The following is a 25,072-nucleotide window of genomic DNA, read 5'->3' as shown; positions in this document are numbered from 1 at the left end:
GGACACCACGGTTCAACCTACCTGCGTGGTGCTCGCGCCCGAACCGCTGGCCACGCAAGGCATATTTTGGTAGGTCTGCCAGCCCAGTACTCTGCCGAGCATGGCCGTCACGATCTTGCATAACACTGCCTGCTCGACGTCGAAGCACGCGTTGGCCGAAGCCGACAACAGCGGGACCGCCATCGAGGTCGTGCAGTACCTCAAGACGCCGCTCGACCGCGCCGCGCTGCTGGCCCTGATCGGCAAACTAGAAGATCCGCCGGCGGACCTGGTTCGCAAGGATCCTTACTTCACTCAGCTCGACCTCGACGCCGATGACTTCGTCACGCCCGAGGCGGTGGCTGATCTGCTTGTCGAGCATCCGCGCCTGATGCAGCGCCCGGTGCTGATCAAGGGCGAGCGCGCCATCATCGGCCGCCCCAAGGACCGCGTTCGCACCTTCCTGGAGTCCTAGCAGGCAGGCCGACGTCCTCGCTGGGCCTCCCACCGGATTCCTGCCGCGGACAGTGCTCGGTAACCGTCGATACGCACGGCTAGTCGGGGGCCAGCATGAGCGCAGCTGGAGCGTTCTGCGTCAGCCGACCACTGAGCGGCGGCAACGATAACGACACAGCGGCTGCATGTTTGGATCGTCCTCACCAGGCCCGGGTGTGGCGTCAGACTGCGGAGGGAACAAGGGACGCTAGATGAGAATCGAGTACGGGCCACAGGATGACATCGCGAACGTGACCCTGGTATCGCACATCCCAGACGGTGCCATCACTGAGGATGTCCACGTCGAGCGGCCGGGCGCCGACATCTACCTTGGGTTCTCCGCAAGCGGTCACCTGCTTGAGATCGAGATCCTCGGAGCCCGCGCGGTCCTCGCGCCCGAAACGCTGGCTACGGCCGAGCCGATGGACGAGAAGCCGATCAGAGGCGAATAAGCGCACGTCGCGACAGCGCCCGTGATGAGGGCATCACCCAGACGATGTCCACCTTGGCGCGGGAGGCAGGCACGTCAAGGGGTTGGAAAGCTCGCGCGGGTGGGACGCCGCGCCTGCATGGACTCGCGGAGGCTCTCAGCGTTCACCGTGTCGCCAGCCGCGATGTCCGCCTCGGCCTGACGGATGTCCCCGACCAACGTCGGGTCGGACAAGATCGCGATGGTCTCCCGCATGGCTTGGAGTTCGGCGTGTGAGATTAGGACGGCTGCCGGCTCGCCGTTGCGGGTGATGTCGATGTGCTCCTGGGTCTGCTCGACCATGGCCACCAACTCCGAGAGCCGGGCCTTGGCGTCCGTCACGGTCAGCGTTCGGGTCATAGTGAGTGTTATATCGGGCAGCTCAGCGGCAGGGACGCATCACGCCCGGCGCAGGGTCTCCGGCGCGCGGAACGCGACCACGGCGGCGGCCACCAGCACCGCTGTGGACAGGGCGAAGGCCGACGAGAAACCGGCGCTGTCGGCCAGCGCCCCGGCCAGCACCGGCCCGGTCAGGCTGCCCAGGTCGCCGATCATCTGATAGGCCGCCACCGGCGTGCCGCCGCGGCCGCCGGCCACGTCGCCGAGCATCGCCCCGGGCGCCACGCTGAGCAGGCCGCTGCCCAGGCCGAACACCGCCATCGCCACCAGGAACAGCGGCAGCGTCTGGGGCAGCACCAGCAACGACGTGCCCACCGCGCTGATCAGGCAGCCGCTCAGCAGCAGCGGACGCCGGCCCCGTCGGTCGGCCAGCCGGCCGCCCAGGGTGAGGGTGATGATGTTGCCCACCGTGAACACCGTCAGTCCGATCCCGGTCCAGATGGGGGACCGGTGCAGCACCTCGACCACCAGCAGCGGCACCAGCGCCGCTCGCACGCCGATCGCGGCCCAGTTGTCGGCCATGTTCACCCCGGCCGCAGCCCGGAAGGCGGGTAGCCCGAAGGCCTCCCGCAGGGTGAGCGGCGGCTCGTCGGACTGGGTGGCCGGTTGCTCGTGCTTGCTGAGCCGACGCGGCAGCAGCGCCAGGCCCACTCCGCCGGCCGCGGCCAGGGTGACGGCGTACAGGAAGAACGGGGCTCGCAGCGACCAGCCGGTCACCAGCCCGCCCAGTCCCGGGCCGGCGATGCCGCCGAGCAGGAAGCCGCCCATGTAGGCGCCCATCGCCCGGCCGCGCTGGCCGGAGGGGGTGACGCTGAGCAGCAGCGAACTCGCCGACACCGAGAACATCGCCGAGCCGAGCCCGCCGACGCCCCGCAAGGTCAGCAGTTGGCCGTAGTTGGCAGACAGCCCTGCCAGCGCGCTGCTGAGGGCCACGATGGTGATGCCCGCGCCCAGGACCAAGCGCTCGCCGAAATGGTTGACCAACCGGCCGCAGCCCAGCGCCGAGATCAGCCGCATCAGGGCGAAAGCGCTGATCACCGCCCCTGCCGCGGTGCGCGACACTCCGAAGCTGCGGGCGAAGACCGGGATCGCCGGAGCGACGATGCCGAAGCCCGCGGCCACGAAGAACGCCACCGTCGACAGCACCCCGACCTCGACCGGCAGGCCGCGCAACGGGCCCCGCCGCATCACCGAACGGGCCGGCTCATCGGCGGCCAGCGACTCGGCCGGCTCCTGCGACTCGGCCGGCTCCTGCGACTCGGCCTGGGCCAGCGGCTCGCCCGGTTCGTCCGGGCCAGTGGCGCCCGACGCTACGGGCGGTGGCTGCGCGAACGACATTGGCTCAGCATGCCCGACGGTGAGTGACGCGACACCAGCCAGGCATGCTCGAAGGGACCTGGCTCACCAGCGGTGGTGGACCTGCGGCCGGATCACCCGGTCATACAGCGATCCGATGGCGGCGATCGTCTCGCCCGGCAACTCGGGCAGCGCGGCCACCTCGGCGTTGGCCCGGGCCTGGTCAGGCGTGCGGGCGCCGGGGATCACCGTCGTGACACCGGGCTGGTCGATCACCCAGCGCAGGGCCGCGGCGGCCGGTGAGACTCCGGCGCCGACCAGGCCGGCGAACTCGATCGCCGCGTCCACGCCGGAGTCGAAGTCCACCCCGGCGAAGGTCTCGCCCACGTCGAAGGCGGCGCCGGTCCGGTTGAAGTTGCGGTGGTCGTCTTCGGCGAACACGGTGTCGTGGCGGTACTTGCCCGACAGCAGGCCAGAGGCCAGCGGCACCCGCGCGATGATGCCCACCCCGGCCGCGGCGGCCGCCGGCAGCACCTCGTCCAGCGGCTTCTGCCGGAAGGCGTTGAGGATGATCTGCACGCTCACCACGCCGGGCCGGGCGATCGCGGTCAGCGCCTGGCCGCAGGTCTCGACGCTGACCCCGTAGCCGAGAATCCGCTGCTCGCCGACCAGGGTGTCCAGGGCGTCGAAGACCGCGTCACTGGCGTAGACCTCGGTCGGCGGGCAGTGCAGTTGCACCAGGTCCAGCACATCCACGCCCAGGTTCGCCCGCGACCGGTCGGTCCAGGCGCGGAAGTTCTCCAGCGTGTACGCCTGGGGCGCCTGCTCGACCCGGCGGCCCATCTTGGTGGCGACCGTCAGCTCAAGACCGGGGTGGGCTCTGCGGAAGGCGCTGATCGCCTGCTCGCTGCGGCCGTCGCCGTAGACGTCGGCGGTGTCGAAGAACGTGACACCCGCCTCGACCGCGGCGTGGAGGACGTTCATCGCCTCGGTGTCGTCGACGCTGCCCCAGTCGGCGCCCAACTGCCAGGTGCCCAGACCGATCACCGACACCGCACGGCCGAGCTTGGGAAGTTCGCGAGTCTGCATGCCTTCCACACTTACTCCCGGGCAGGCGCCCCGGTCGAGGCGGGGGACGGCACCCCGGGGCCGGCCGCAGGGGAGGGCCCGTGCGCGTGCCGGGCGCCGAGGACAGGCGCAGGCCGCTGCCGGCGTCGTAAGGTGTGCCGATGATCGACTTGGCCGAAGCCCGTCGGGTGTTGCTGGCGGCCTGCCCGCTGCTGGAACCGGTCGGACTCGACTCCGACGATGCCGACGGCTGCGTGCTGGCCGCCGATGTGATCGCGCCCGGCAACGTGCCGCCGTTCGACAACAGCAGCGTCGACGGCTACGCGGTGCGCGCGGCCGACGTCGCGGGCGCCGCCCAGAGCAGCCCCGTGCGGCTGGACGTGCTCGGGTCGGTGATGGCGGGGTCGGTGGCCGACCGGCCGGTCGGGCCGGGCCAAACCTGGAAGGTGATGACCGGCGCTCCGGTGCCCGAGGGCGCCGACGCGGTGGTGATGGTGGAGAGGACTTCGGCCACCCGGACCGTGCAGTTGGGGACGGCCGGGGACGTGGTCGAGGTGCTGAGCGAGGTGGCCGCGGGGGCGGGCACCCGCCGGGCCGGCAGCGACGTGCGGGCCGGTGAGCTGGTGCTGGGCGCCGGGACCGTGCTGCGACCGGCGCACCTGGGGGTGCTGGCCAGCGTCGGCGCCTGGCAGGTCTCGGGCTACCGGCGGCTGCAGGTGGGCGTCCTGGTGACCGGCGACGAGCTGGTGACCGGCGGCGCCGAGCTGCGTCCCGGCCAGATCTATGAGTCCAACCGGGCGATGCTGCTGGCGCTGCTGAGGCGGGCCAACTGCGAGCCGGTGGATCTGGGAGTGGCCGGCGACGACGTCACCGATCTGCAGTCCCGGCTCAGCTCCGCCCTGGAGCGCTGCGACGCGGTGCTGACCTCCGGCGGCGTGTCGATGGGTGACTCCGACCCGGTGCGCGCCGTGCTCGACCGGTTCGGCGGGCTGAACTGGCTCCAGGTGGCGATCCGGCCGGCCAAGCCCTTCGCGTTCGGAGTGCTGCCCGGCCCCCGGCACCCGGTGCCGGTGCTGGGACTGCCCGGCAACCCGGTGTCGGCGCTGGTCAGCTACGAGCTGCTGGCCCGGCCGGCGCTGCGCCAGATGATGGGCCATGCCGACCCGTACGGCCGCGTCGTGCTGGGGGTGGCCGACGCGCCGCTGCCACGCCCGCACGGGGACGGCCGGACCGCCTACCTGCGGGTCAGCTGCCGGTTCGGCCCCGACGGTCGGCTGCACGCGCGGCCGGTCAGCGGCCAGGACTCCCACCAGCTCTCGGCCTCGGCGTCCGCCGACGGCCTGGCGCAGGTCGAGGACGGTCGCAGGGTCGAGGCCGGCGACGAGGTGCCGGTGCACCTGCTCAGCTAAAGGCCTGATGCGTCGCCGAGCCAGTGCGCGAATCCCGGGTCACCATGAACGCAGTTGCTGCTAAAGAAGGCTGTGTGAGCCGCAACTGCGGTTAGAGTGATCGCATGGCCGTCTTTCGGATCAGGGAAGCCGCCGAGCTGCTCGGCGTCAGCGACGACACGCTGCGGCGCTGGGCTGAGGCCGGACGGGTGCCCACCGTCACCGAAGGCGGGCGGCTGGCGATCGAGGGCGCTGAGCTGGCCCGGTTCGCCACCGAGCTGGCCGCGACCGCAGAGCGGCCGGCAATCCGCGCGATGGCCAGTGAGTCCGCGCGCAACCGGTTGGTCGGCCTGGTCACCCGGGTGGTGCGCGACACGGTGATGGCGCAGGTCGAGATGCAGGCCGGGCCGTTTCGGATCGTCTCGCTGATGAGCCGCGAGGCCGCTGACGAGCTGGGCCTGCAGCCGGGCAGCCTCGCGGTCGCCTCGGTCAAGGCGACCAACGTCGTCATCGAGGTGCCCACCGATGCTTGAGCGGCCGGTTCGCGATCAGCCGGTTCGCGATCAGTCGGGTGCTGAGCCGCCGGTTCGTGAGCAGTCGGTTCGTAAGCAGTCGGTTCGCGAGCAGTCGGTACCTGAACGGGGGAGCCGGGCCCGAGGCTGGCTCACGGCGACGGCCGCCGCGCTGGCGCTGACCGCCGGCTGCGCGACGACGCCGGCCGCGGCCCCCGGAGCGGCCGACGGCAGCGCGCTCGGCGGCACGGTGACGGTGTTCGCGGCCGCCTCGCTCACCGAGGTGTTCGGCACGCTGGCCCGGCAGTTCCAGGCCAAGCACCCCGGGACGCGGGTCAGGCTCAACATCGGCGCCAGCTCCGCCCTGGCGTTGCAGATCACCCAAGGCGCCCCGGCGGACGTCTTCGCCTCAGCGGCCACCGTCAACATGGATCAGCTGGCGCGGGCCGGCGCGGTGAGCGGCGTGCGCGACTTCGCCGGCAACGCCCTGCAGCTCGCGGTCCCCGCGGGCAACCCGGCCCGAGTCCAGGGGCTGGCCGACCTGGCCCGGCCCGGAGTCAAGGTCGCGCTGTGCCAGGCCCAGGTCCCGTGCGGCGCCGCCGCGGTCGCGGTGCTCGGCAAGGCCGGCCTGCGGGTCACGCCGGTCACCCTGGAGGCGGACGTGCGGGCGACCCTGACCAAGGTGCGCACCGGCGAGGTCGACGCCGGCCTGGTGTACGTGACCGACGTCCGGTCGGCCGGCGCGACGGTGCGCGGCATCGCGATCCCGCCCGCCCTCAACACCAGCGTCAGGTATCCGATCGGCGTCCTGCGCGAGGCCCGCAATCGAGCCGGCGCCGAGGCATTCACCGCCTACGTCCTGTCCGCCGAGGGTCGCCGCGTGCTGTCCGCCGCCGGCTTCACCACGCCGTGAGTCCGGCCGGACGGCCCGCCGTGGACCCGGCCGGACGGCCCGCTGTGGACGCCTCGCCGAGCCAACGGCTGCCGTCGCGCCGGGTGAGCTCCGGACGCGGGGCGCCCGCGGTGCTGGCCGTGCCCGCCGCCATCGGGTTCTGCTTCCTGCTCATCCCGCTGCTGGCGTTGCTGGTGCGGGCGCCGTGGCGCGGGCTGCCCGGCCTGCTGTCGGACCCGACGGCGCTGACCGCGCTGCGGCTGTCTCTGCTGTGCGCCACCGCGGCGACCGCGGTCTCTGTGGTGCTGGGCGTGCCGCTTGCCTGGGTGCTGGCCCGGGCGCGGTTTCCGGGGCTGTCGGCGCTGCGCGCGCTGGTCACGGTGCCGCTGGTCCTTCCACCGGTGGTCGGCGGCCTGGCGCTGCTGCTGGCCTTCGGGCGCAACGGCCTCATCGGCCGGCACTTGGACGCCTGGTTCGGACTCACCCTGCCGTTCAGCACCGCCGGGGTCGTGATGGCCGAGACCTTCGTGGCGATGCCGTTCCTGGTGGTCACCGTCGAGGGCGCGCTGCGCTCGGCCGACCGCGAGCTCGAAGAGGCCGCCGCCACTCTGGGCGCCAGCCGGCTGACGGTGTTCACCCGGATCACGCTGCCGCTGGTGACGCCGTCGCTGCTGGCAGGCGCGGTGCTGTGCTGGGCGCGGGCGCTGGGGGAGTTCGGGGCCACCATCACCTTCGCGGGCAACTCTCCCGGCGCCACCCAGACCATGCCGCTGGCCGTGTACAACGCCCTGCAGACCGACCCGGAGCCGGCGATCGCGCTGAGCCTGGTGCTGCTGCTGGCCGCCGCGACGGTGCTGGCGCTGCTGCGCGACCGCTGGCTGCGCCCGGTCGGCCCGCCGTGACCGGGCTGAAAGCAGCCGGGCTGGAAGTGGCCGGACTGAGGGTGGCGGGCGAGATCGAGCGCGGCGGGTTTCGGCTGGCGCTGGAGTTCACGGTCGCGCCCGGTGAGGTGCTCGGCGTGCTGGGCCCGAACGGGGCCGGCAAGACCACCCTGCTGCGGACGCTGGCGGGGCTGGGCGCGCTGTCGCGGGGACGGATCGAGCTGGCCGGCGCCGTGCTGGACGACGTGGACCGGCAGCTGTTCACGCCGCCCGAGCGCCGGCCGGTCGGGCTGGTGTTCCAGAACTACCGGCTGTTTCCGCACCTGAGCGTCCTGGACAACGTGGCCTTCGCCGCCCGGGCGCGTGGCGCGGCCCGGCGACCGGCCCGGCAGCGGGCCGAGGACTGGCTGCGCCGGCTGGGGCTGTCGGAGTTCGCCGGCCGCAAGCCGGCCGAGCTGTCCGGCGGGCAGGCGCAGCGGGTCGCGCTGGCCAGGGCGCTGGCCGCCGACCCCGGGTTGCTGCTGCTGGACGAGCCGCTGGCCGCCCTGGACGCCCGCACCCGGCTCGAGGTGCGCGCCGAGCTGCGCCGGCACCTGAGCTCCTTCGGCGGTCCGAGCCTGGTGGTCACCCACGATCCGCTGGAGGCGATGGTGCTCACCGACCGGTTGCTGGTGATCGAGGGCGGCCGGGTGGTGCAGCAGGGCACCCCGGCCGAGGTGGCGCGCCGCCCGGCCAGCCAGTACGTGGCCAGGCTGGTCGGGCTCAACCTCTACCGGGGGACGCTCGGCGCGGACGCGGCGGTGACCCTGGACAGCGACGCCGGCGGCGGCGTGCTGCATGCCCACGGCGGCGGTGAAGCCGGGGGGCAGTCGGGCGCGCCGACGCCTCCCGGCCCGGTGCTGGTGGCCCTGCGGCCCAGCGCGATCTCGCTGCACACCGAGCGGCCACGGCACGCCAGCCCGCGCAACGTCTGGCCGGGAACCGTCACCGGCGTCGAGCTGCTCACCGACCGGGTGCGCGTCCAGGTCAGCGGCAGCCCGCCGGCGCTGGTCGACGTCACCCCGGACGCGGTGGCCGAACTCGACCTGGCCGCCGGCTCGCCGGTGTGGCTCAGCGCCAAGGCCACCGAGGTCGACTGCTATCCCGACCCGCGCTGAGGATGGAGGAGTCTGCGATGCCTGACTTGGACCCGGTGGTGATGCGCCGGTTGGTCGAGACCGCCCGGGTCGCCCGGCTGGCCACCGTGGACGCCGAGGGCCGTCCGCACCTGGTGCCGGTCTGCTTCGTCCTCGACAGCGCTGACAGTGAACGCGGCGAGGGTGGGCACGGCGACCGGGTGCACATCGCGATCGACCACAAGCCCAAGCGCGGCGCCGAGCTGCGCCGGACGGCCAACCTGCGCGCCACCGGGCAGGCGTGCCTGCTGGTCGACCACTACGACGAGGACTGGTCCCGGCTGTGGTGGGTTCGCCTCGACGGCCACGGCGGGCAACTGCACGACGCCGACGAAACGAACCGGGCCATTGACGCGCTGGCAGCCAAGTACCCGCAGTACCGCGAGCAGCGTCCGGACGGGCCGGTGCTCACGATCGACGTCGACGCCTACCGCGGCTGGGCCGCGACCGAGCCGGCCCCGTAGGCCTACGGCGACTTTCCTGCCGATCGTTGGCCCCTGAGCAGGCCCGGATCGGCGTGTCGTCGCTGCTACGGAGCCAACGATCAAAGGGTCACACGCCGCCCCGGCGACTACTCGCTGTGCGAGCCGGCGCGTCCGGGCTCGGTGTCGCCGACCCAGACCGCCTTGGCGTTGCAGAACTCCCGGATCCCCTGCACCGACAGCTCCCGGCCGTAGCCGGAGTTCTTGATCCCGCCGAAGGGCAGCTCGTTGAACGAGGTGGTCATGCCGTTGATGAACACCGCCCCGGCCTCCAGGTCGCGGGCGAAGGCCTCCTGCTCGTCCGGGTCGGTGGTCCAGGCGTTGGAGCCCAGCCCGAAGGTGGTGCTGTTGGCCAGCGCGATGGCCTCGTCGTAGGACTGCACCCGGTACAGCCCGGCCACCGGCCCGAAGACCTCCTCGGCGTACATCTCCATCTCGGGGCTGAGCTCGGCGACCACGGTCGGCGGGTACCACCAGCCGGGCCGGTCGATCGGCTCGCCGCCGCACAGCACCTTGGCGCCCTTGTCGATGGCGTCGCGAACCTGGCCGGTGACGTCGTCGCGGCCCTGCTCGGTGGCCAGCGGGCCGATGTCGGTGTCGCTGTCCATCGGGTCGCCGATCGTCAGGGCGCTCATGTTCTCGACGAAGGCGGCGGCGAAGGCGTCGTAGACGTCGGCGTGCACGATGAAGCGCTTGGCCGCGATGCAGGACTGGCCGTTGTTCTGGCAGCGCGCGGTGGTCGCCACCTTGGCCGCCTTCTCTATGTCAGCCGAGGGCATCACCACGAATGGGTCGCTGCCGCCGAGCTCCAGGACGGTCTTCTTCAGGTTGCGCCCGGCCGCCTCGGCCACCGACCGCCCTGCCGCCTCGCTGCCGGTCAGCGTCGCCGCGGCCACCCGGTCATCGGCGAGGACGGCCTCGACCTGGCTGGCGCTGATCAGCAACGTCTGGAACGAGCCGTCGGGAAAGCCGGCCCGGCTGAACAGGTCCTGCATGAACAGCGCGGTCTGCGGCACGTTCGAGGCGTGCTTGAGCAGGCCGACGTTGCCGGCCATCAGCGCCGGGGCGGCGAAGCGCATCGCCTGCCACAGCGGAAAGTTCCACGGCATGATCGCCAGCACCGGGCCGAGCGGCTGGTAGCGGACGTAGGCCTGGGTGGCGTTGACCTTGCCCGGCTCGACCTGCTCGCTGCTCAGGAACGACTCGGCGTTCTCGGCGTAGAACCGGCAGGCCTTGGCGCACTTGGCCACCTCTGCCTTGGCCGAGGCGAGCGTCTTGCCCATCTCGGTCGTCATCATGGTCGCGATCTGGTCCTGCTCGGCGTCGAGGATGTCAGCGGCGGCGAGCATCCAGCCGGCCCGGTCGGCGAAGCTCGTCCGGCGCAGGGTCTGAAAGCCCTGGGCGGCCGCTTCGAGCCGGGTGTCGATCTCGGCGTCGGTCAACGCCTCGAAGGTGGTGATCACCTCGCCGGTGGCGGGGTTGGTCGTCGCGATGGGCATCTGCGAACTCCTGCGTCGAGGTCGGTGGGACGTGCGGGTCAGATGACGGCGCCGACCCGCCTGCTCAGGCTAGCCCCGGGCCTGGACGATCCAGTCGCCGGTGACCTGCACCAGCCACGGCGCGACCTGGACGCTCAGCACGCCGCGCGCCACGCTCAGGTCGTCCTCGGTGGCCAGCCGCTGGATGTCCAGGTCAGGCGCGGCCCTGATCACCGTCATCCCTGAGCCGATCTTGTCGGCGAGCGGACCGGCCGCCACCAGCAGGCCCTGCTCGTCCAGCCGCTGCAAGAACGCCAGGTGCTCGATCAGGTCCGGGTGCTCGGACAGGGATTGCCCGGGCGCCACGGCCGGGCCGGGCTGGTGCAGCAGGACGTACCAGTCGGTGGCTGCCGGCGGTGGGACCGGCGGATCAAGCTGCTGCTGAAAGGCCCCGAGCACCAGTGGCCAGCCCAGCTCGTACTCAGCGCGCGCGCCCTGCGGGTCGGCGAGCCGCTGCCAGCCGAGGTGCTCCAGGCTCACCACCGTCGAGCCGTCGCGGTCGGTGAACCGCACCGACAGCTCGGTGGCGCGGCTGGCGTCGTGGCCGGGATGCCAGCTCAGCCGCAGGCTGCGCGGCGGGTCGAGCTCGATGACCTCGGCCCACACCGTGCGCTGGTTGCCCGACCGCTCGACCAGCTGGTCGCCCTCGAACGCGACCGTGGCGTCCGCGCCGAAGACACTGTGGCTGGCCAGCGGCCACCACGATCCGATGTGGGCGGTGAACAGGGCGAAGGCGGTGGCCGGCGGCGCGGCGACTACCACCTCGCGACGGATGGGCGCGGGTTCGGTCATGTCCTCAAGCCTCCTGGGCCGGACGGGTGGCGTGCTGGACGGGTGGCGTGCTGTTCGGGTGGCGTGCTGTCGGCGGGTGGCGTGCTGGCGGCGGCGACGTAGCTGGCGAAGGCGGCCAGGGCGGTGTCCCACACGCCGACCAGCCATTGCTGGACGTCGGTCAGGCCCTCGGGTGCCAGGGCGTAGAGGTTGCGGGTGCCTTCGCTGCGGTGGCGCACCAAGCCGGCGCCTTCGAGCACCCGCAGGTGCTTGCTGACGGCCGGACGCCCGATCGGCAGCTCCGCGGCCAGCTCGCCGACCGGGCGGGGGCCGGCGTGCAGCAGCTCCAGCAGCCGGCGGCGCATCGGGTCACCGAGCGCGTCGAGGGCGGCCTCAGCCGCTGAATGGTTACTCATGAGCAACGGTTACTCTAGAGTGACCAATTCTGGCACGCAAGTGATGAGGGGTCAGCGGTGAGGCGTTGCCCCCTGATGCCTGCCTGGCGGGTCGGTGCGTGCTTCAGGAGTGGTCGCGACGGACGGTCAGCGCCGTGGCCAACCCGAGGAACACCGCGATATAGCAGCAGAGCACCACGACGGCGGTGAGCGAGCCCGACACCGCGACCACCCCGGGCATGCCGCCGTCGGACTGGGTCTCCGAGCCCAGGGACGTGGCCAGCGAGCCGCCGCTGGGCCCGATCAGCAGCCGCTGCACCACCTTCAGCGCCGGCACCGTGCTCGCGATGCCCGACACCAGGTTCTCCAGGGCCAGCAACCACACGAGCCCGACCGCGATCGCGGCGGCGGTGTTGCGCAGCAGCACGGCCAGGAACGCGCCGAGGCTCGCCGCCGCGGCGCTGACCAGCCAGGCGCTGCCGATCCCCTCCAGCAGCGTCACCGGGCCAGGCCAGCGGCTGGCTCGACCCGCGAGCGCCGCGATCACCGCGCTGGTCGCGGCGGTCGCGAGCACCACCGCGACCGTCACCCCCAGCAGCGCCAGCCCCAACGCCGCGGCCTTGCCGAGCATCATCGCCACCCGGCCGGGCCGCTGCGTGAGCAGCGTCCCCAGGGTGCCCCACCGGTAGTCACCGCCGATCAGCACCGCGCCGAAGATCAGCATCAGGGCGCTGCCGAACAGCGGGTACAGCGCCACCGAGGTCGAGACGAACTGCTCGGGCAGGACCCCGGTGAGCAGCTTCTCGGTGTCGCCGGCGGAACTGCTCGGCCGGCCGCGCAGCGCCAGGTACACCAGATAGGGCACCAGCATGCCGAAGCCCACGGCGAGGACTACCCAGGCGCCGCCGATGATCCAGGCGCCCGGACGCTTACGCGTCGCCAGCAGCTCGGCGCGCAGCACATCGGTCATCACACCGCCACCTCGGCCTGCTCGCCCGCTATCAGCTCGAAGAACGCGTCCTCCAGGGTCGCCTCGTCCTGGCGCAGATCGTGCACGTCCAGGCCCGCCTCGACCAGCAGCCGGTTGATGGCCGCCGCCTGGTGGGCAGCCACCGACACCTCAAGCCGTCCCTCGACGACCAGCGCCGACCGCACCGCCGGATGCCGGCGCACCAGCTCGGCCGCGTGTTCGACGGAGTCAACCCGGATCGTCAGCCGACCGGTCCCCGCCCCGCCGCGCAGCTCGTCGACGGTGCCGGTGGCCACCAGCCGGCCATGGCTGATCACGGCCACCCGGTCGCACAGATGCTCGACCTCGGCGAGCAGGTGGCTGGACAGCAGGACGGTGCGCCGGCCGCGACGCAACTCTGCGATGAGCGCGCGCATGCTGGCCATGCCGGCCGGGTCCAGGCCATTGGTCGGCTCGTCCAGGATCAGCAGCGCCGGATCCTTCAGCAGCGCCACGGCGACCCCCAGCCGCTGCTTCATGCCCAGCGAGCAGGTGCGGAAGGGCACGTCGGCTTGATCGGTCATCTCGACCTCGGCCAGCACCTCGTCCACCCGCTTGATCGGCAGCCCGGCGTAACGGGCGAGGATGCGCAGGTTGTCCCGGCCACCCAGGTGCGGATAGAGCGCGGGGGACTCGATCAGCGCGCCGACTCCCGCCAGGCTCTGCCTGCTACCGGCCGGATGGCCGAGCACCGAGACGGCGCCGGCGCTCGGACGCACGAGCCCCACCAGCATCCGCATCGTGGTGGTCTTACCGGCGCCGTTCGGGCCGAGGAAGCCGAAGATCTCCCCGACGCCGACGGACAGATCCAGGTCGAACACGCCCGTGCCGGGACGGTACTGCTTGGTCAGCCCGGTCGCCTGGATCGCCAGGTCAGCCATGGCGGATTCCTGCCGGGGCGGTCGGGGCGGCAGCGACCGGCGCCGCAGGAACCGACGCCGCAGGAACCGGCGCCGCAGCAGCCGAGACCCCGGCGGCCTTGGCCGCGGCCAGCCGGGTTGTCCGAGTCCGGGCCGCGAAGCCGAGCAGCACCACCACCAAGACCGTCTCGGCCGCCAGGATCGTCACCGCGTACGGGCCTGACATCCACCGGCGCAGGCTGTGGTACCACAACCACATCAGGGTCGCGTAGCCCGCGCCGAGCACCAGCACCGCGCTGATGCCGTAGACGGTGTAGATCCATCGCTCCCGGGTCGGATAGGCGCCCAAGCGCTCAGCGCGCTCGGGCCCACGCCGGCCCAGCCGCAGCCGCCAGAACCGCAGGCAATCGCGGCGCAGGTCGGCCTGGTTCAGGGCATGTCCCAGCATCGCGTAGCCGTCCAGCTGCAGGAACGGGGCCAGGTTGACCACCGCGCCGAAACTGCCGAACAGCAGCAGGCCCGCGGCGATCGACTGCCCGAGCTGCCAGCCGGGTATGAGCGCCCAGACCGCGAGCAGCGGCAGCAGCGCCAGCAGGGTCACGAAGGTGCCCGCGAACGCGGTGACCACCCGCGCGGACCGGCGGTGGAACAGCACGATGTCGTCGGTGCGGCAGTAGGGCTCGAGCCTGGGGAACCGCCAGCGAAACCCGATCTCGTTCACCTCGCCGCCGTAGTGCTTGCAGGCCACGCCGTGGCCGAGCTCGTGTAGCGCCGTGATCAGCAGCAGCAGCAGCAGCGAGAGCGAGATTGTCAACGGCCACCAGGTGCGGTCGGTCGCATCGGCAGCCAGGGTCCGAACGTGCGTCCAGACGAAGACCTGCAGGGCAAGCATCACCAGCAGCGCAGGCGCCACGAACGCCCGGCGGAAGGCCCAGCCGAACGCCTCCGCCAGCCGGGTGCAGACCTCGTCCGGATGCAGCAGCACCCAACTCCGGTGCGCCCACGAGCTCTGGACGGCCTGCTTGGCCTCGGTAGCGGCCTTCAACCGGGTCAGGGCCGCCTCGTCGGCGTGGCCGTCGAGCAGCTGGCGCTGCCCGAGCAGGGTGAACAGCTGCCGCCAGCTGTCCTCGCCGAGCCGGCGGCCGTAGTGCTGGGCGTACTCGGCGCCGATGTCCTCCAGCGTGTGCGCGCCGTCCATCCGCCGCAGGATGAAGTGCTCGCGATGCCCGATCCGGTAGTAGGTCCCGGTGGCCGGATCCTTGACGTGATGCACGACGTCCGGACCTGCGCGCAGCGCGGGGCCGAGCACGACCTCCGGCCGCAGCCGGGGCAGCTGGTAGCCGGTGGCCGTCACGAGGCGACCGCCGCCGGCGCCAGCTCGGCCAGGCCCTTGACGATCACATAGGACAGGTAGATCTCGTCCAGGATGCTGATTCCGAGCCGGTTGTTCGTCATGTGCACGTACGAGCTGAGCACGATCGCCAGGGCGGCCTGGGGGTCGGTCACCACGCCGTCCCGGAAGCTCAACTCACCAGCCTCGGCATGGCGCAGTGTCTGCTCGCGCAGCTCCACGCAGTGCGCCAGCCAGGACTGCTCCGCGGGCGTCGGCGCCGGTTGCTCGCCCCGGGCGACGGCCCGCAGTTGGCGCAGCCGCTGGACGAACCTCTCCGACATCCGGTCGTAGCTGTTGTCGAACTTCTCGTGCTGGGAGTCGCTGGGCTCCTGGTAGGAGGTCTCCCACATCGTGCGGTACCGGACGAGGAACTGAGCGACGGCCGCCTCGTCGGGCAGGAAGGTCAGGCACAGCGTCAGGGTGAGCTGCGCGGCCTGCCCGAGCAGCACGGTGCGCACGTGCACGTTCGTGCTGGCCAGCAGCGACAGGACGTGATCGCTGGAACGCTCGAAGTGGGACTCGGCCAGAGCCATCCCGACCGGGCCGCCGTAGCGGCTGTACTCGCGCTCGTAGGCGATCTCGGCGACGCTGTTGTTGTCGCGGAACGGCATTCTCCCGTCCTCGCCGTACAGCTCGTCCCACCGCTCCTGGCTGTACTCGGCCAGGAACATGTTCTTGTAGAGGTCGTCGCTGTTGTTGCGATCCTCCTCGTACAGCGCCGGACGTCGCTTGAGGTAGGCCGCGATGGCGCTCTCGGCGATCCTGCGCACCTCGTCGGGATCGGCGTCCGGGGCAGGCAACAGCCTGATCCGGGTGTGCGGGCCCTCCAGCCAGTACCGGATGAAGAACCACTTGCTCAGCAGGCCGCGTTCGCGCAGCTCGGCCACCAGCGGGCCGATGCAGTGCACCAGCACGGGATTGGAGTTCGCGGCGTAGAACACGTGCAGGCTGATCCAGCTGTCGCCGTCGTCGAGCACGCCCTGCCCCGACTGGTTGTCGTTCATCGCCGCTCCATCCGCATTCCGTTGAATTCGACCGTCAACTCGGTGACGTAGCGATCCTCGCCGTTGCGCAGCCACAGCTCCTCAGGCCCCGGCAGCATCTCGGTCAGCACGGCCGTGGCTGTGGCGCCTCGAGTCGCGGTGTGCAGCAACTGCACCGAGAAGTAGGAGTCGAAGTCGACGTAGAGCGGCTTGTGCTCGCCGCCGAGGCTGGCGAAGACCCGGCGCGGCAGTCCGGCCGCCCGCTGCCAACGCCGCCAGGCCAGGTACCACTCGTGCTCGCCGCGACCGTCCACATCGGCGGGCAGCTCGGCCGGCGGAATCCGCCACGTCCGGCGCTGCGCCACCACGTTGCCGAGCCTGATGCGCGGCAGCTCGATGATGCGATCGGTCGGCAGGTCCACCCCGGCCCACAGGTCCAGCGATGCCAGGCTGGCGTAGGAGAAGTTCAGCAGCACCTGCTGCACCTCGGGCAGCGCCATCGGCAGCAGGAAGCCCAGGTAGGCCGGGATCACCTCGACTCCGAGGCGCCGGGACCGCAGCAGCAGCCGGTCGGCGACCGGGTCGTGCTCGACGATCAGGTCCTCGACCGGGATCTGCTCCGCCGCCGGACGGAAGCTCACCTCACCGGGGGAGACGATCTCGTACGGAGTGACGATCGGATGCAGGTTGAGGTTGGTGGCATCGGCGCCGCCCTTCAGCTCGGCGAACACCGCGCCTTCGGGGGTGACCGCGTCGAGCGCGCCGCGCAGCTCGGCGGGCAGCTCGGCGCCGAACAGATGGGCGAACCGGGAGAACAGCAGGGTCAGCCCGGTGTAGACCCGGTTGACCACGACCAGCGGCTCGTTCGCGCCGTCGTCGGCGACCTGCAGGAAGAACGATGTCGGCTGCAGGGCGCCCAGCCCGGCCGGCAGCTGCTGCGACACGGCCGCGATGAAATCGTCGCCGAGCTCCAGATCCGCGCCGGCGCCCTCGGCCGGCTCAGCGCGCGAGGTCAACTCGGTGTACCGCTGAGCGAGCTCCTGGGTCACGGTCAGCCTGGCCTGGTCGAGCTGGCCGATCTCGGGCTGGCGGAACCAGTTGTCATACCCGTGGAACTCGGTGCCGTCGAAGCGCTGGTGCCGCATCAGGCCCTGGCTGTAATTGTCATAGAAGTCCTGGCCGAACTCGTGCGCGAAGGACAGGAAGTCCTCGCACCGCCCGCCCGAGCCGTGCCGGATGACGAAGTACCCCTTGGTCACCAACCTGCGCACCAGGTTGCCGTCGAAGGCGGGCAGGATCGTGGCGAGCTGGCGCAGTCCGGCTGTCGCGTCGCCGGTCCACACCTGTCGGTCGGCGGTCACCGTGACCCCAGGCACCGTGGTGTTCTCATAGACCAGCGTGCGCAGCACGCCGACGTCGGTCCGGTTGAGCACCCGGTGAGCCTCGGTGATCTCCCCACGGATCCGCGCCAGCAGCGCGCGCCGGCGGACCAGATCCGCGCCGGCGAACTCGGCCACGTGCGCGTCGATCCGGCCGACGATCTCGGCGGTGTCCTCAGCCCACTCGCTGCCGAGCCGACGCAGCGCGTCCTGGTAGGAGCTGCCGACCGCGCGGTCGTGCAGGTCCAGCTGCAGGTCCGGCACGACCAACAGGCCCAGGCGCAGCAGGTGCGAGAGGTAGGCATCGACCTCTTCGGCGGACCGGTCCTCGCCCAGGGCGGCCAACCGGCGTGCCAGCTCGGCGTAGCGCATCGGCTCGGTGTCGCCGAGCAGATCCAGCACCTCGCGCAGCGCCGGCCCGGACGGCAGGTAGAACAGGCTCTCGTGCATCGCGTCCATGCTGACCGCGGCGTCGTCGTTGCCGCGGGCGGTCTGCAGCCGGCGCAGGTAACGCAGCCGGTTCGCCTCCAGCTGCAGGCCTCCGGTCGGGCGCACCGGCAGGTCGCGGCGCATCTCGGGGGTGCTCATCATCAGGTTGGACAACCGGGACAGCACCCCGACGTTGAGCAGCGTGGAGCTGTCCTGGCGCAGGTGGCGCACGTCGGCTCGCACCGCTCGGCCGACATCGTCGGCGACGGCGCCGAGCGCGACCGGGGTGAGGGTGCCGAACGGGCTGGTCTTGCACGCCGTGCGGAACAGGTACTCCAGCAGTGAACGCTCGATCCTGCGCTCCCGCTTGTTCAGCCGGCCGGGATCGGCGCGCAGGTAGCCGTCCAGGTGCTCGTCCAGGGACGGCGAGGACAGCTGGATGCCGCACCGCAGCTCGTGCGAGCCGGCGATCTCGCGCAGCTCCCGGCGTGCCTGCGAGATCTCCTCGTCGGTGATCGCCATGCCGTCGGCCAGCAGCGCCTGCTGCCGCTCGCGCTCGGCGAGCCAGGCGTGCAGGTGAGCCAGCAGATCGGCCGGCAGCAACTGCTCGGCGGCCTGAAGGCCCCGTGGCAGCCGCAAGTTGAACACGTCCCGGCGCAGGTTGATCACCAGCTTGCGCGCGGTGTCATCGCGCAGGTTGCCGCCGACGAAGGCCTGCAGCTCGTCGGCCAGGGCCGCCGCGTCGGCCGCCAGCCTGCGCTCGCCAGCCAGCACCTCGTCGGCCCAGCCGGCGCTCCCGCCGCCGACCAACCGGTCAGCTGCGCCGAAGGGCAGGCCGGCCACTCGCAGCATGAAGCGGGGTACGAGGTGCCAGTCGATGTGGTCGACTCGGGTTTGGTCAGCAAGCAACGCGCTGGACAAGGTGTGCCTCTCAGATCAGTCGGTAGTCGAAGTGCGCGCTGTCGGCCCGTTCGTGACCCAGTAGCACGAACAGGAAGGTGCGCTCGTCCGAACGGTCGAGCCCGACCGCCTCGTCGATGGAGAGGTTGTCAAAGCCCAGCACCGCGCCGCATCCGACGCCGGCTGCGCTCGCCGCCACATAGGCGGTCTGCGCCACCGCGCCCACCTCGGCGTTGAGCACCCGGTAACCCCGGTTGCCATAGGCCTCTACGGTGCTCACCCAGCGCGCCGAGATCGCCAGCACCGCGCCCACCTGGTCGAGGTTGTAGTTGCTCAGGTAGTAGTTGCGCTGCAGGAAGTCGGACACTGGGCGCTCTTGCACCACCTGCAGGCAGTGGGAGTCCGGGTCGTAGCGGTAGCTGCCGGTGGCCAGCCCGGTGACCCGGTTGGCCAGCACGTACAAGCCGGTGAAGCCGGTTCCGGTGGGCGCCACGTCCGAGGGGTAGTTTCGCGCGGAGCTGGCGCCGGCGAGCACGGTGGACAGCTCCTGCAGGGTCATCGGATGGGAGCCGGTGAACGAGCCGAAGCTGGTGTGCCGGGTCCGCAGCGCCTGGTCGAGGTCGGTGCCCAGGTCACCGGCGCGGGGATCGGGCAGTGCCAGTTCGGCCAGTCCGGTCGGCCGGACCGGACGCAACCCGGTCGCGGCGGCCCGGTCCGGGCGCGGGCGGCGGTCGGCCAGCACCGCGCGATGCACCTGCGTGACCTGCTCGAACTCGATCGTGACCTGTGACCGCTCGAAGCTGGGGCGGTCGATGAGACCGCCGCGTCCGGCCTCGGGCGCGCGAGGCTCGTCCTGGCGTGGGGCGAAGGGCAGCGGCACCACCGCGAGCACCGACTCGGCCATGGTGTCCAGCCCGAGCAGGTCGTTGAGCCGCTCGTCGTCGAACCACAGCACCCGCCCCAGCCGCCGGCCCAGACCGCGGGCGATCACTTCGAACGAGCCGAGGATCGCCCCGCAGTCCTGGGTGACCACGTGGTAGCAGAAGCTGTTGTACTTGAAGGAGTTCTTCCAGAACCGGGTGCTGACGAGCAGGAAGCCGTCAGCCGGCCCCACGCCCGTTCCTAGCTGATCGTCGCAGGCGGCCCGCACGTCCTCGGTCAGGTCGCCCACCAGCAGCCGCTCGAAGCCATGGTGGGCGGTGGAGTAGTGATAGACCCCCGGGGTCATGGGGGCGCCGGGGCCGGCCACCCAGTAGATCTCCAGCGGGTACATGCCGCCACCGGAGGCCGTGCCGCGGCCCCACAGCGATTCCGGATACAGCACCCGCGCATCGGTGTCCTGGTTCCAGCTCACCCGCAGCCGGCGGTCCAGCTGGCCGTAGGACAGCCGCAGCAGCGTGGCCAGCGACTCCATCGTCCACGGCTGGCCGTCCTCTTCCGGTGGCGGCGCGAACAGCACGTCGGCGGTCGGCCGCAGGCGGACCCCGGCGCCCTCGGGCAGCGGAAAGCGCGCCACGCCGCCGAGATAGGTCTTGTGCCGGGACGGCTGGTCAGCGAAGTTCGGCTGGAAGTCGACCGGCTCCATCGGCTCCCGACCGCGCCGGAACACGGTCTCTACGTAGTCCTGCACCACCTGGGTGCTCTGCTCGGTCATCGCCAGATCCTCCTTTCTGCCAGGCGCCGGTTACGGGAACGGGTGCGGACGCAGGTTCAGCCCGGTGGGGCCGAACCCGTGCTCACGTGAGGAGATCTCGGCCAGCCGGCCCTCGACGAAGGCGTGCAGGCGCGGGTGGCTCAGCGCCCGCTGGCGCTCCCAGCCGAAGTCGATCGGGATCAGCCCCGGGGTGATCACCGCCAGCGTGTGCACGCCGGCGCCATGCTGCTCAGGGCAGGTCTGGTCCACGACGAGGACGTCGCTGCCGACCGCGGCGAGTCGGTCCAGCAGGAACCGCACGTCGTCGGCCAGGTCCAGCGTGGCCGGACGCTGCTCGAGCCAGTCCGCGTACAGCGACTGCATCGACCGCGCGGGCTCGGCGTTGAGCAGGAAGTCCGCCGCGGACGCCATCTCGGGCAGCCCGTACAGCAGGGCGTGCTGCGCCAGCTCGTGCACCTGCTTGTAGTCGTGCACCATCGCCTGCAGCTCGGGCAACCGCGCCTGGACCCGCTCGTCCATCCCGGGGATGTAGGTGGCGGTCTCAGAGATCGCAGAGCGCACCGCCTCGATCGGATCCATGCTCGCGCCGGCGGCGAAGCAGAGCCGGCCGAGGCCGCCGTCCAACCGCTCGGCGACGGCCATCACCGCCGGCACGCCGATGTCGACGCGCATGTCGAACAGCCGCATCCGATAGCCCAGCCGGCTGACCCGGTCGAGGATGAACTGGATCTCCTCGTCGGCGCACGTCGCGGTGTCGATCTCGGGCAGCCGGGCCCCGGCGTACCAGCTGAGCAGGAAGGCGTCGCGCTCGATCAGCTCGAGCATGCCGTGCAGCAGGGCCTCCTCGGCGCTGGTGCCGCTGGCGCAACCGCTGGAGCTCTCCTGGACGAACTTCTTGTCCGGGTGCCGGTCGAGGTAGTAGACCAGCTGCTCGGGCACCAGCGTCGGACGCTGCTCGGCGAAGGAGTAGCCCCACACCCAGCGCATCGGGGTGTCCTGGTCGAAGGGCTCGTAGTACTCGGTGTGGTTGGCGTAGAACTCCGGTTGGTAGGTCCCCACGGTGGCGGGATCCAGCGCGTCGGAACGCAGTTCACGGTAGGAGCCCTGGACGCTGGTCCGTCTCGCGCGCGGGAACTGGCCGGCGTAGCGCTCCAGTCCCTCCAGGACGCCGTACCGCTCGCTGCTGGCCACGCTCTGGGACTGCCCGCTCCACCACATCTCGTGGTAGTCGTACTTGCTGCGCACCCGGAAGTAGCCACTGACCGGCAGCGTCGCGCTGCACTGGTAGACCTGCACCGTCTGCCTGGCCAGTGACCCGCAGAGCTTGTTGACGTAGGCCCCGAGCGGCAACGCCAGCTCCGAGACCTTCGCGCCGCGGTAGTCGCTGGCATGCGTCTTCGGGCGTGAGCGCAAGGGCATCGCCGCCGCCTCGGCGGTGTCGGCGGCGGGAGTGGCGCACCGTTGGCACTCGGAGTCGGGCAGCAGGTCGTGCCGGGTGACGGCCAGGTCGGCGAAGCGCAGCTCCACGACCCGGCCCAGGCCGGAGGCCGGCAGGCCCGCGGCCGTCTCAGCGAGGACGAGTTGGGCCAGCTGCTCCAGCACGAACGGCGCGCAGGTCGCGTCCTCGTGCGGCGTGAAGAAGTCGGCGCCGTCCTCGATCGCCCGGCGTTCCTCGACCGGACGCAGAGACAGCCAGCGCCGCTCCAGGCATTCGACGCAGGGCGCGCTGGAACCGTCGGTGCGGTACAGCGGGCCCAGCACCGCAGTGCCTGCGTACAGCCGGATCGGATAGGCCAGCTCACCGCCGCGGAACTGGCTGTTGCCGCCCGGAAATCCGAGCACGCCGAGGTCGAGGACGATGCCGCCCATCGGCAGGCTCGCCAGGTGGTTCCGCACGACGTCGACGCTGCCCAGGATGGGATCGGCCTTCAGACTCGACACTTCGGCCCTTCGCTCACTTAAAGTGGAGGTGGCTGCCACGACTGCTTGCGCGCACCGCATGCCAGCAGGAAGCGCAAGCAGCCGCAGCCGTCACAGTTCGGTAATGGACTGTGCAGGGCCGGCGGGCGTCGGTTTCGGCGTCCGCCGGTTCGAGATCAGCTGATCTGAGATCAGCTGGTGCTGGTGCTGCAGGAGCAGCAGCTGCTCGTGCTGCAGGAGCAGCAGCTGCTGGTGCTACAGGAGCAGCTCGACCAGGCCAGCTCGATCGACGGGTCAGTCATCTCCTCGATCTCGAAGGTGGCGCTCTCGAGAGCGCTCAACTCGACGGTCAGATTGTTCATGCAGATCTCCTTCTTGGGTTGTTGTGCTACTCGGAAAGCCTTTCTCTCCGAGGGTCACGATGCGCTGGAGCCGAGGCTTCCGCGCGGGGTCCGGCCGATCCGCGGATCCGGCCGGCTCGAGTCAGCGTGGTGCGCCACGACTACCGCGCGGCCAGCAGGACGGCGCCGGCGACCAGGCCTCCGACTGACCGGCAGTCGAGCGTGGTGGTGTCGGCGTAGTAGGCCTGGCTGCCGGTGGCGGCCAGGCCGGTCAGCACCTCGGCCACGGTCACGGCCGGGCGATCGAGGTAGGCAGTGTCGCTGGCGGCCCCGCCGGGGGCCGGGTCCGCTTCGGCGAACACCCGGGGGTCGAGCTCGCCGAGCAGGGGATCGCCCAGGTCTGCCGGCGTGCCCTCGTAGTGCCGTAGCATCGCCGCGCCGACCGCTTGGCGCAGGCCCGTCCGGACCGCCGCCAGCGGTGACAGCCCCGAACCGATGGCCCACTCGCCCGGCTCGTCGGGGCTCGCGCCGTCGATGACGACCAGCACCGCGAAGGCAGGGCCGGCCCCGGGCAGCACCAGCACCCGCGGTCGACGGCCCAGATGACGCAGGCTGTCCAGCAGGAAGGCGGATTCGTCGTCGGCGGCCAGTGCCGGGTCGGCGAGCCGGTCCAGCGGTGCGCCGGCTCGGATCGCCGAGCGCGCGGCCCGGAAGGCCAGCGCTGTGCAGAGCCCGCGTTCCTGGACCTCCGCCACGCTCCAGCCGGCCGCCGACCCTGCCGAGGTCGGCTCGAACTCCAGGTCGGCATTGGCCGCCGAGAACGGGTAGACCGCAGCCGCTGGCGCCCGCCGCGGGCCGTCGCCGTGCATCGACGTGACCGGCAGCGATCGGAGCGAGCGCAGGCCTGCCGGCAGCTCGGTCCCGCTGTGCGTGTCGAGGCTGCGTGCCTCGATGAGCGGCGCCTCGGCGCCGTCCCCGGCGCCCTCCTCGCCGTGCCACCCGGAGCCGGGCAGCGGCCCGAGCCGGCCGATGTAGGTGGAGACGGCGGCGAGCACCGCCTGAGCCCGCGCGTCCAGGATGACGTCGGTGTCGAACGCCGCGATCTGCCTGCTGCCGGCGGCCAACGATCCGGGGTAGCCCAGCCGGACCCGTCCGGTCTTGACAGGGATCTGCTTCACCGTCTCGTCGGTCCAGCCGGCGAGCAGGCCCAGCTTCGGCGACACCAGGACGCCGGCGCGGGCCAAGGTCTCCTGCTGGGTCAGCGGCTCGGCCGCCGACGCGGGCACCGCGTGCGGCAGCGGGCACTGCGGATGCGGCAGCACCCGGTCGCGACTGGATTCCAGGATGGTCAGGTCCTGGACCACGGCGTGGTTCTCCTCCTGCGGGCCGAGCTGGCCGGTGCGCAGTCGGAAGACCTCGAAGGCGAGCGCGTTGCCGATCATGCGTTGCGCGATCAGGCTGGCGCCGCCGGTCGCGGCCGGATCGTCGAGCGCCTCTGCCGCGGCCGGTCCGCCCAGGGCCAGCCCACGCCAAAAGTCGGCAGTGCTGCGCGGATCGGAGTTGGCCGCCAGCCGAAGCTGGGCGCAGACCCAGCACGGAAGCTCCGCGGGCCCGCAGACCGGGCCGAGGGTCGCGCGCCCGTCGTGGATGACCACCGGCAACACCCGGGGGCTCGGCCGGTCGGCGCCGACCACCCGCCGGGTCAGCTCGAGCAGGCTCGCGCTGTGCGCGCTGTCCACCGCGGAGATCACCACGTCGTAGTCGCCCACGTCGTGCGGCGTCTGCGGCAGCGACACCACCTCGGCCGCAGTGCCCGCCGCGGCGAGTTCGGCCAGATCCTCTGCGAAGTCCGCCTCCGTGTGCCCGCCGGTCACCGAGACCTCGGCGAGGCCGTTGCGCAGCAGGCCGCGCACGGCCGCGTCGGTGATGCCGGTCATCGGCCCGAGCACGAGCACCCGCGAGGACCGGAACTGGCTGAACCACGCCTGGGGCGAGCGGTCGGTGGCGTGCATGAAGTGCTCCACGAAGTTGATCTGCGAAGCGAACCGGCGCAGCACCTGCTCGGACAGCTCGGCGTCCACCGACGCGACGGCGTCGCGCGCGAAGCCGCGGTCCAGCAGCGTGCGCACGAGGCCCTCGGCGGTGCGGCGCCGGGCCTCGTCGAGTCCCTCGCACAGCTCGGCGACCGTCCACTCGCCGGTCATCCGGGGGCCGAGCGCGGCCATCCAGTCATAGACGCCCTGGCCCTTCAGGACGCACGACATCTGCGAGCTCCGGAGGTAGATGCCGGTGTCAACCCGAAGGAACACGACGTCGTTGCGCAGCCTGGGGCGGATGTTGGCGAGCGGGGAGCTCGGAGATGGCATGACTGTCCCTACGGAATGAGTGGGGAAGGGCGTGGGTGAACCATGTGAAATAACGGTGGGAGAAGTGGGGGTTTGGGCGAAATTAGCAGTCACTGTGA

The 25,072-nt window shown here is 71.6% G+C and carries 23 protein-coding genes; 8 read left to right on the top strand and 15 right to left on the bottom strand.

Going from position 1 to position 25,072, the window contains the following annotated elements; translation table 11 throughout:
- Positions 1-100: 100 nt before the first annotated feature.
- Together VGB75_16600 and VGB75_16595 are read left to right on the top strand one after the other, a co-directional pair.
- The gene (locus VGB75_16600; protein HEY0168667.1) at positions 101-454 is read left to right on the top strand and encodes an ArsC/Spx/MgsR family protein; all 354 of its coding nucleotides are present in this window, start codon (positions 101-103) and stop codon (positions 452-454) included.
- Between the two features lie 232 nt (positions 455-686).
- Positions 687-926: a DUF2283 domain-containing protein gene (locus VGB75_16595; protein HEY0168666.1), complete on the top strand. Its 240-nt coding sequence runs from the start codon at positions 687-689 to the stop codon at positions 924-926.
- Positions 927-1,000: 74 nt separating this feature from the next.
- Here the strand turns inward: VGB75_16595 and VGB75_16590 are convergent, their stop codons facing one another.
- The 3 genes from VGB75_16590 to VGB75_16580 form a co-directional block, all read right to left on the bottom strand.
- On the bottom strand, positions 1,001-1,303 hold the full coding sequence (locus VGB75_16590) for a type II toxin-antitoxin system Phd/YefM family antitoxin (protein ID HEY0168665.1): 303 nt from the start codon (positions 1,301-1,303) through the stop codon (positions 1,001-1,003).
- Between the two features lie 39 nt (positions 1,304-1,342).
- Entirely contained in the window at positions 1,343-2,680 is a 1,338-nt protein-coding gene (locus VGB75_16585; protein HEY0168664.1) for an MFS transporter, read from the bottom strand.
- 63 nt (positions 2,681-2,743) lie between these two features.
- The gene (locus VGB75_16580) at positions 2,744-3,727 is read right to left on the bottom strand and encodes an aldo/keto reductase (GenBank protein ID HEY0168663.1); all 984 of its coding nucleotides are present in this window, start codon (positions 3,725-3,727) and stop codon (positions 2,744-2,746) included.
- Positions 3,728-3,867: 140 nt separating this feature from the next.
- Between VGB75_16580 and glp the strand changes: the two genes are divergently transcribed.
- The 6 genes from glp to VGB75_16550 all read left to right on the top strand — a co-directional run bounded on the left by glp (position 3,868) and on the right by VGB75_16550 (position 9,018).
- Positions 3,868-5,115 (top strand): gephyrin-like molybdotransferase Glp, encoded by a 1,248-nt coding sequence (gene glp / locus VGB75_16575; GenBank protein HEY0168662.1) that lies wholly within the window; start codon positions 3,868-3,870, stop codon positions 5,113-5,115.
- A gap of 104 nt (positions 5,116-5,219) precedes the next feature.
- A complete protein-coding gene (locus tag VGB75_16570; GenBank protein HEY0168661.1) occupies positions 5,220-5,627 on the top strand; it encodes a TOBE domain-containing protein in 408 nt (135 codons plus the stop codon).
- The gene (modA, locus tag VGB75_16565; protein ID HEY0168660.1) at positions 5,620-6,519 is read left to right on the top strand and encodes a molybdate ABC transporter substrate-binding protein; all 900 of its coding nucleotides are present in this window, start codon (positions 5,620-5,622) and stop codon (positions 6,517-6,519) included. The genes VGB75_16570 and modA overlap by 8 nt, the downstream gene beginning before the upstream one ends.
- Complete coding sequence (locus VGB75_16560) at positions 6,516-7,400, top strand: ABC transporter permease (protein ID HEY0168659.1); 885 nt, start codon at positions 6,516-6,518, stop codon at positions 7,398-7,400. The genes modA and VGB75_16560 overlap by 4 nt, the downstream gene beginning before the upstream one ends.
- The gene (locus VGB75_16555) at positions 7,397-8,536 is read left to right on the top strand and encodes an ABC transporter ATP-binding protein (GenBank protein ID HEY0168658.1); all 1,140 of its coding nucleotides are present in this window, start codon (positions 7,397-7,399) and stop codon (positions 8,534-8,536) included. The genes VGB75_16560 and VGB75_16555 overlap by 4 nt, the downstream gene beginning before the upstream one ends.
- Before the next feature lie 17 nt (positions 8,537-8,553).
- Positions 8,554-9,018: a TIGR03668 family PPOX class F420-dependent oxidoreductase gene (locus VGB75_16550; GenBank protein ID HEY0168657.1), complete on the top strand. Its 465-nt coding sequence runs from the start codon at positions 8,554-8,556 to the stop codon at positions 9,016-9,018.
- Between the two features lie 107 nt (positions 9,019-9,125).
- Here VGB75_16550 and VGB75_16545 read toward each other — a convergent pair whose 3' ends face one another.
- The 12 genes from VGB75_16545 to VGB75_16490 all read right to left on the bottom strand — a co-directional run bounded on the left by VGB75_16545 (position 9,126) and on the right by VGB75_16490 (position 24,974).
- Positions 9,126-10,535: an NADP-dependent succinic semialdehyde dehydrogenase gene (locus tag VGB75_16545; protein HEY0168656.1), complete on the bottom strand. Its 1,410-nt coding sequence runs from the start codon at positions 10,533-10,535 to the stop codon at positions 9,126-9,128.
- 69 nt (positions 10,536-10,604) lie between these two features.
- On the bottom strand, positions 10,605-11,366 hold the full coding sequence (locus VGB75_16540) for an SRPBCC domain-containing protein (protein ID HEY0168655.1): 762 nt from the start codon (positions 11,364-11,366) through the stop codon (positions 10,605-10,607).
- On the bottom strand, positions 11,363-11,761 hold the full coding sequence (locus VGB75_16535; GenBank protein HEY0168654.1) for a metalloregulator ArsR/SmtB family transcription factor: 399 nt from the start codon (positions 11,759-11,761) through the stop codon (positions 11,363-11,365). The genes VGB75_16540 and VGB75_16535 overlap by 4 nt, the downstream gene beginning before the upstream one ends.
- 103 nt (positions 11,762-11,864) lie before the next feature.
- Complete coding sequence (locus tag VGB75_16530; GenBank protein ID HEY0168653.1) at positions 11,865-12,710, bottom strand: ABC transporter permease subunit; 846 nt, start codon at positions 12,708-12,710, stop codon at positions 11,865-11,867.
- Positions 12,710-13,630 (bottom strand): ABC transporter ATP-binding protein, encoded by a 921-nt coding sequence (locus VGB75_16525; protein HEY0168652.1) that lies wholly within the window; start codon positions 13,628-13,630, stop codon positions 12,710-12,712. Before VGB75_16525 ends, VGB75_16530 begins: the two co-directional genes overlap by 1 nt.
- Complete coding sequence (locus tag VGB75_16520; protein ID HEY0168651.1) at positions 13,623-14,963, bottom strand: hypothetical protein; 1,341 nt, start codon at positions 14,961-14,963, stop codon at positions 13,623-13,625. The genes VGB75_16525 and VGB75_16520 overlap by 8 nt, the downstream gene beginning before the upstream one ends.
- Positions 14,960-16,006 (bottom strand): lantibiotic dehydratase C-terminal domain-containing protein, encoded by a 1,047-nt coding sequence (locus VGB75_16515; GenBank protein HEY0168650.1) that lies wholly within the window; start codon positions 16,004-16,006, stop codon positions 14,960-14,962. Before VGB75_16515 ends, VGB75_16520 begins: the two co-directional genes overlap by 4 nt.
- The gene (locus VGB75_16510) at positions 16,003-18,714 is read right to left on the bottom strand and encodes a lantibiotic dehydratase (GenBank protein HEY0168649.1); all 2,712 of its coding nucleotides are present in this window, start codon (positions 18,712-18,714) and stop codon (positions 16,003-16,005) included. Before VGB75_16510 ends, VGB75_16515 begins: the two co-directional genes overlap by 4 nt.
- Before the next feature lie 10 nt (positions 18,715-18,724).
- The gene (locus VGB75_16505) at positions 18,725-20,347 is read right to left on the bottom strand and encodes a SagB family peptide dehydrogenase (GenBank protein HEY0168648.1); all 1,623 of its coding nucleotides are present in this window, start codon (positions 20,345-20,347) and stop codon (positions 18,725-18,727) included.
- A 30-nt stretch (positions 20,348-20,377) separates the two neighbouring features.
- Complete coding sequence (locus VGB75_16500) at positions 20,378-22,288, bottom strand: TOMM precursor leader peptide-binding protein (protein HEY0168647.1); 1,911 nt, start codon at positions 22,286-22,288, stop codon at positions 20,378-20,380.
- A 170-nt stretch (positions 22,289-22,458) separates the two neighbouring features.
- Entirely contained in the window at positions 22,459-22,629 is a 171-nt protein-coding gene (locus tag VGB75_16495; protein HEY0168646.1) for a hypothetical protein, read from the bottom strand.
- Between the two features lie 140 nt (positions 22,630-22,769).
- Entirely contained in the window at positions 22,770-24,974 is a 2,205-nt protein-coding gene (locus VGB75_16490; GenBank protein ID HEY0168645.1) for a TOMM precursor leader peptide-binding protein, read from the bottom strand.
- Between the last annotated feature and the right edge of the window lie 98 nt (positions 24,975-25,072).

It is taken from the genome of Jatrophihabitans sp. (assembly GCA_036399055.1).
In the GTDB taxonomy this organism is placed as follows: Bacteria; Actinomycetota; Actinomycetes; order Mycobacteriales; family Jatrophihabitantaceae; genus Jatrophihabitans_A.
This window is presented reverse-complemented; position numbering and strand designations above follow the sequence as displayed.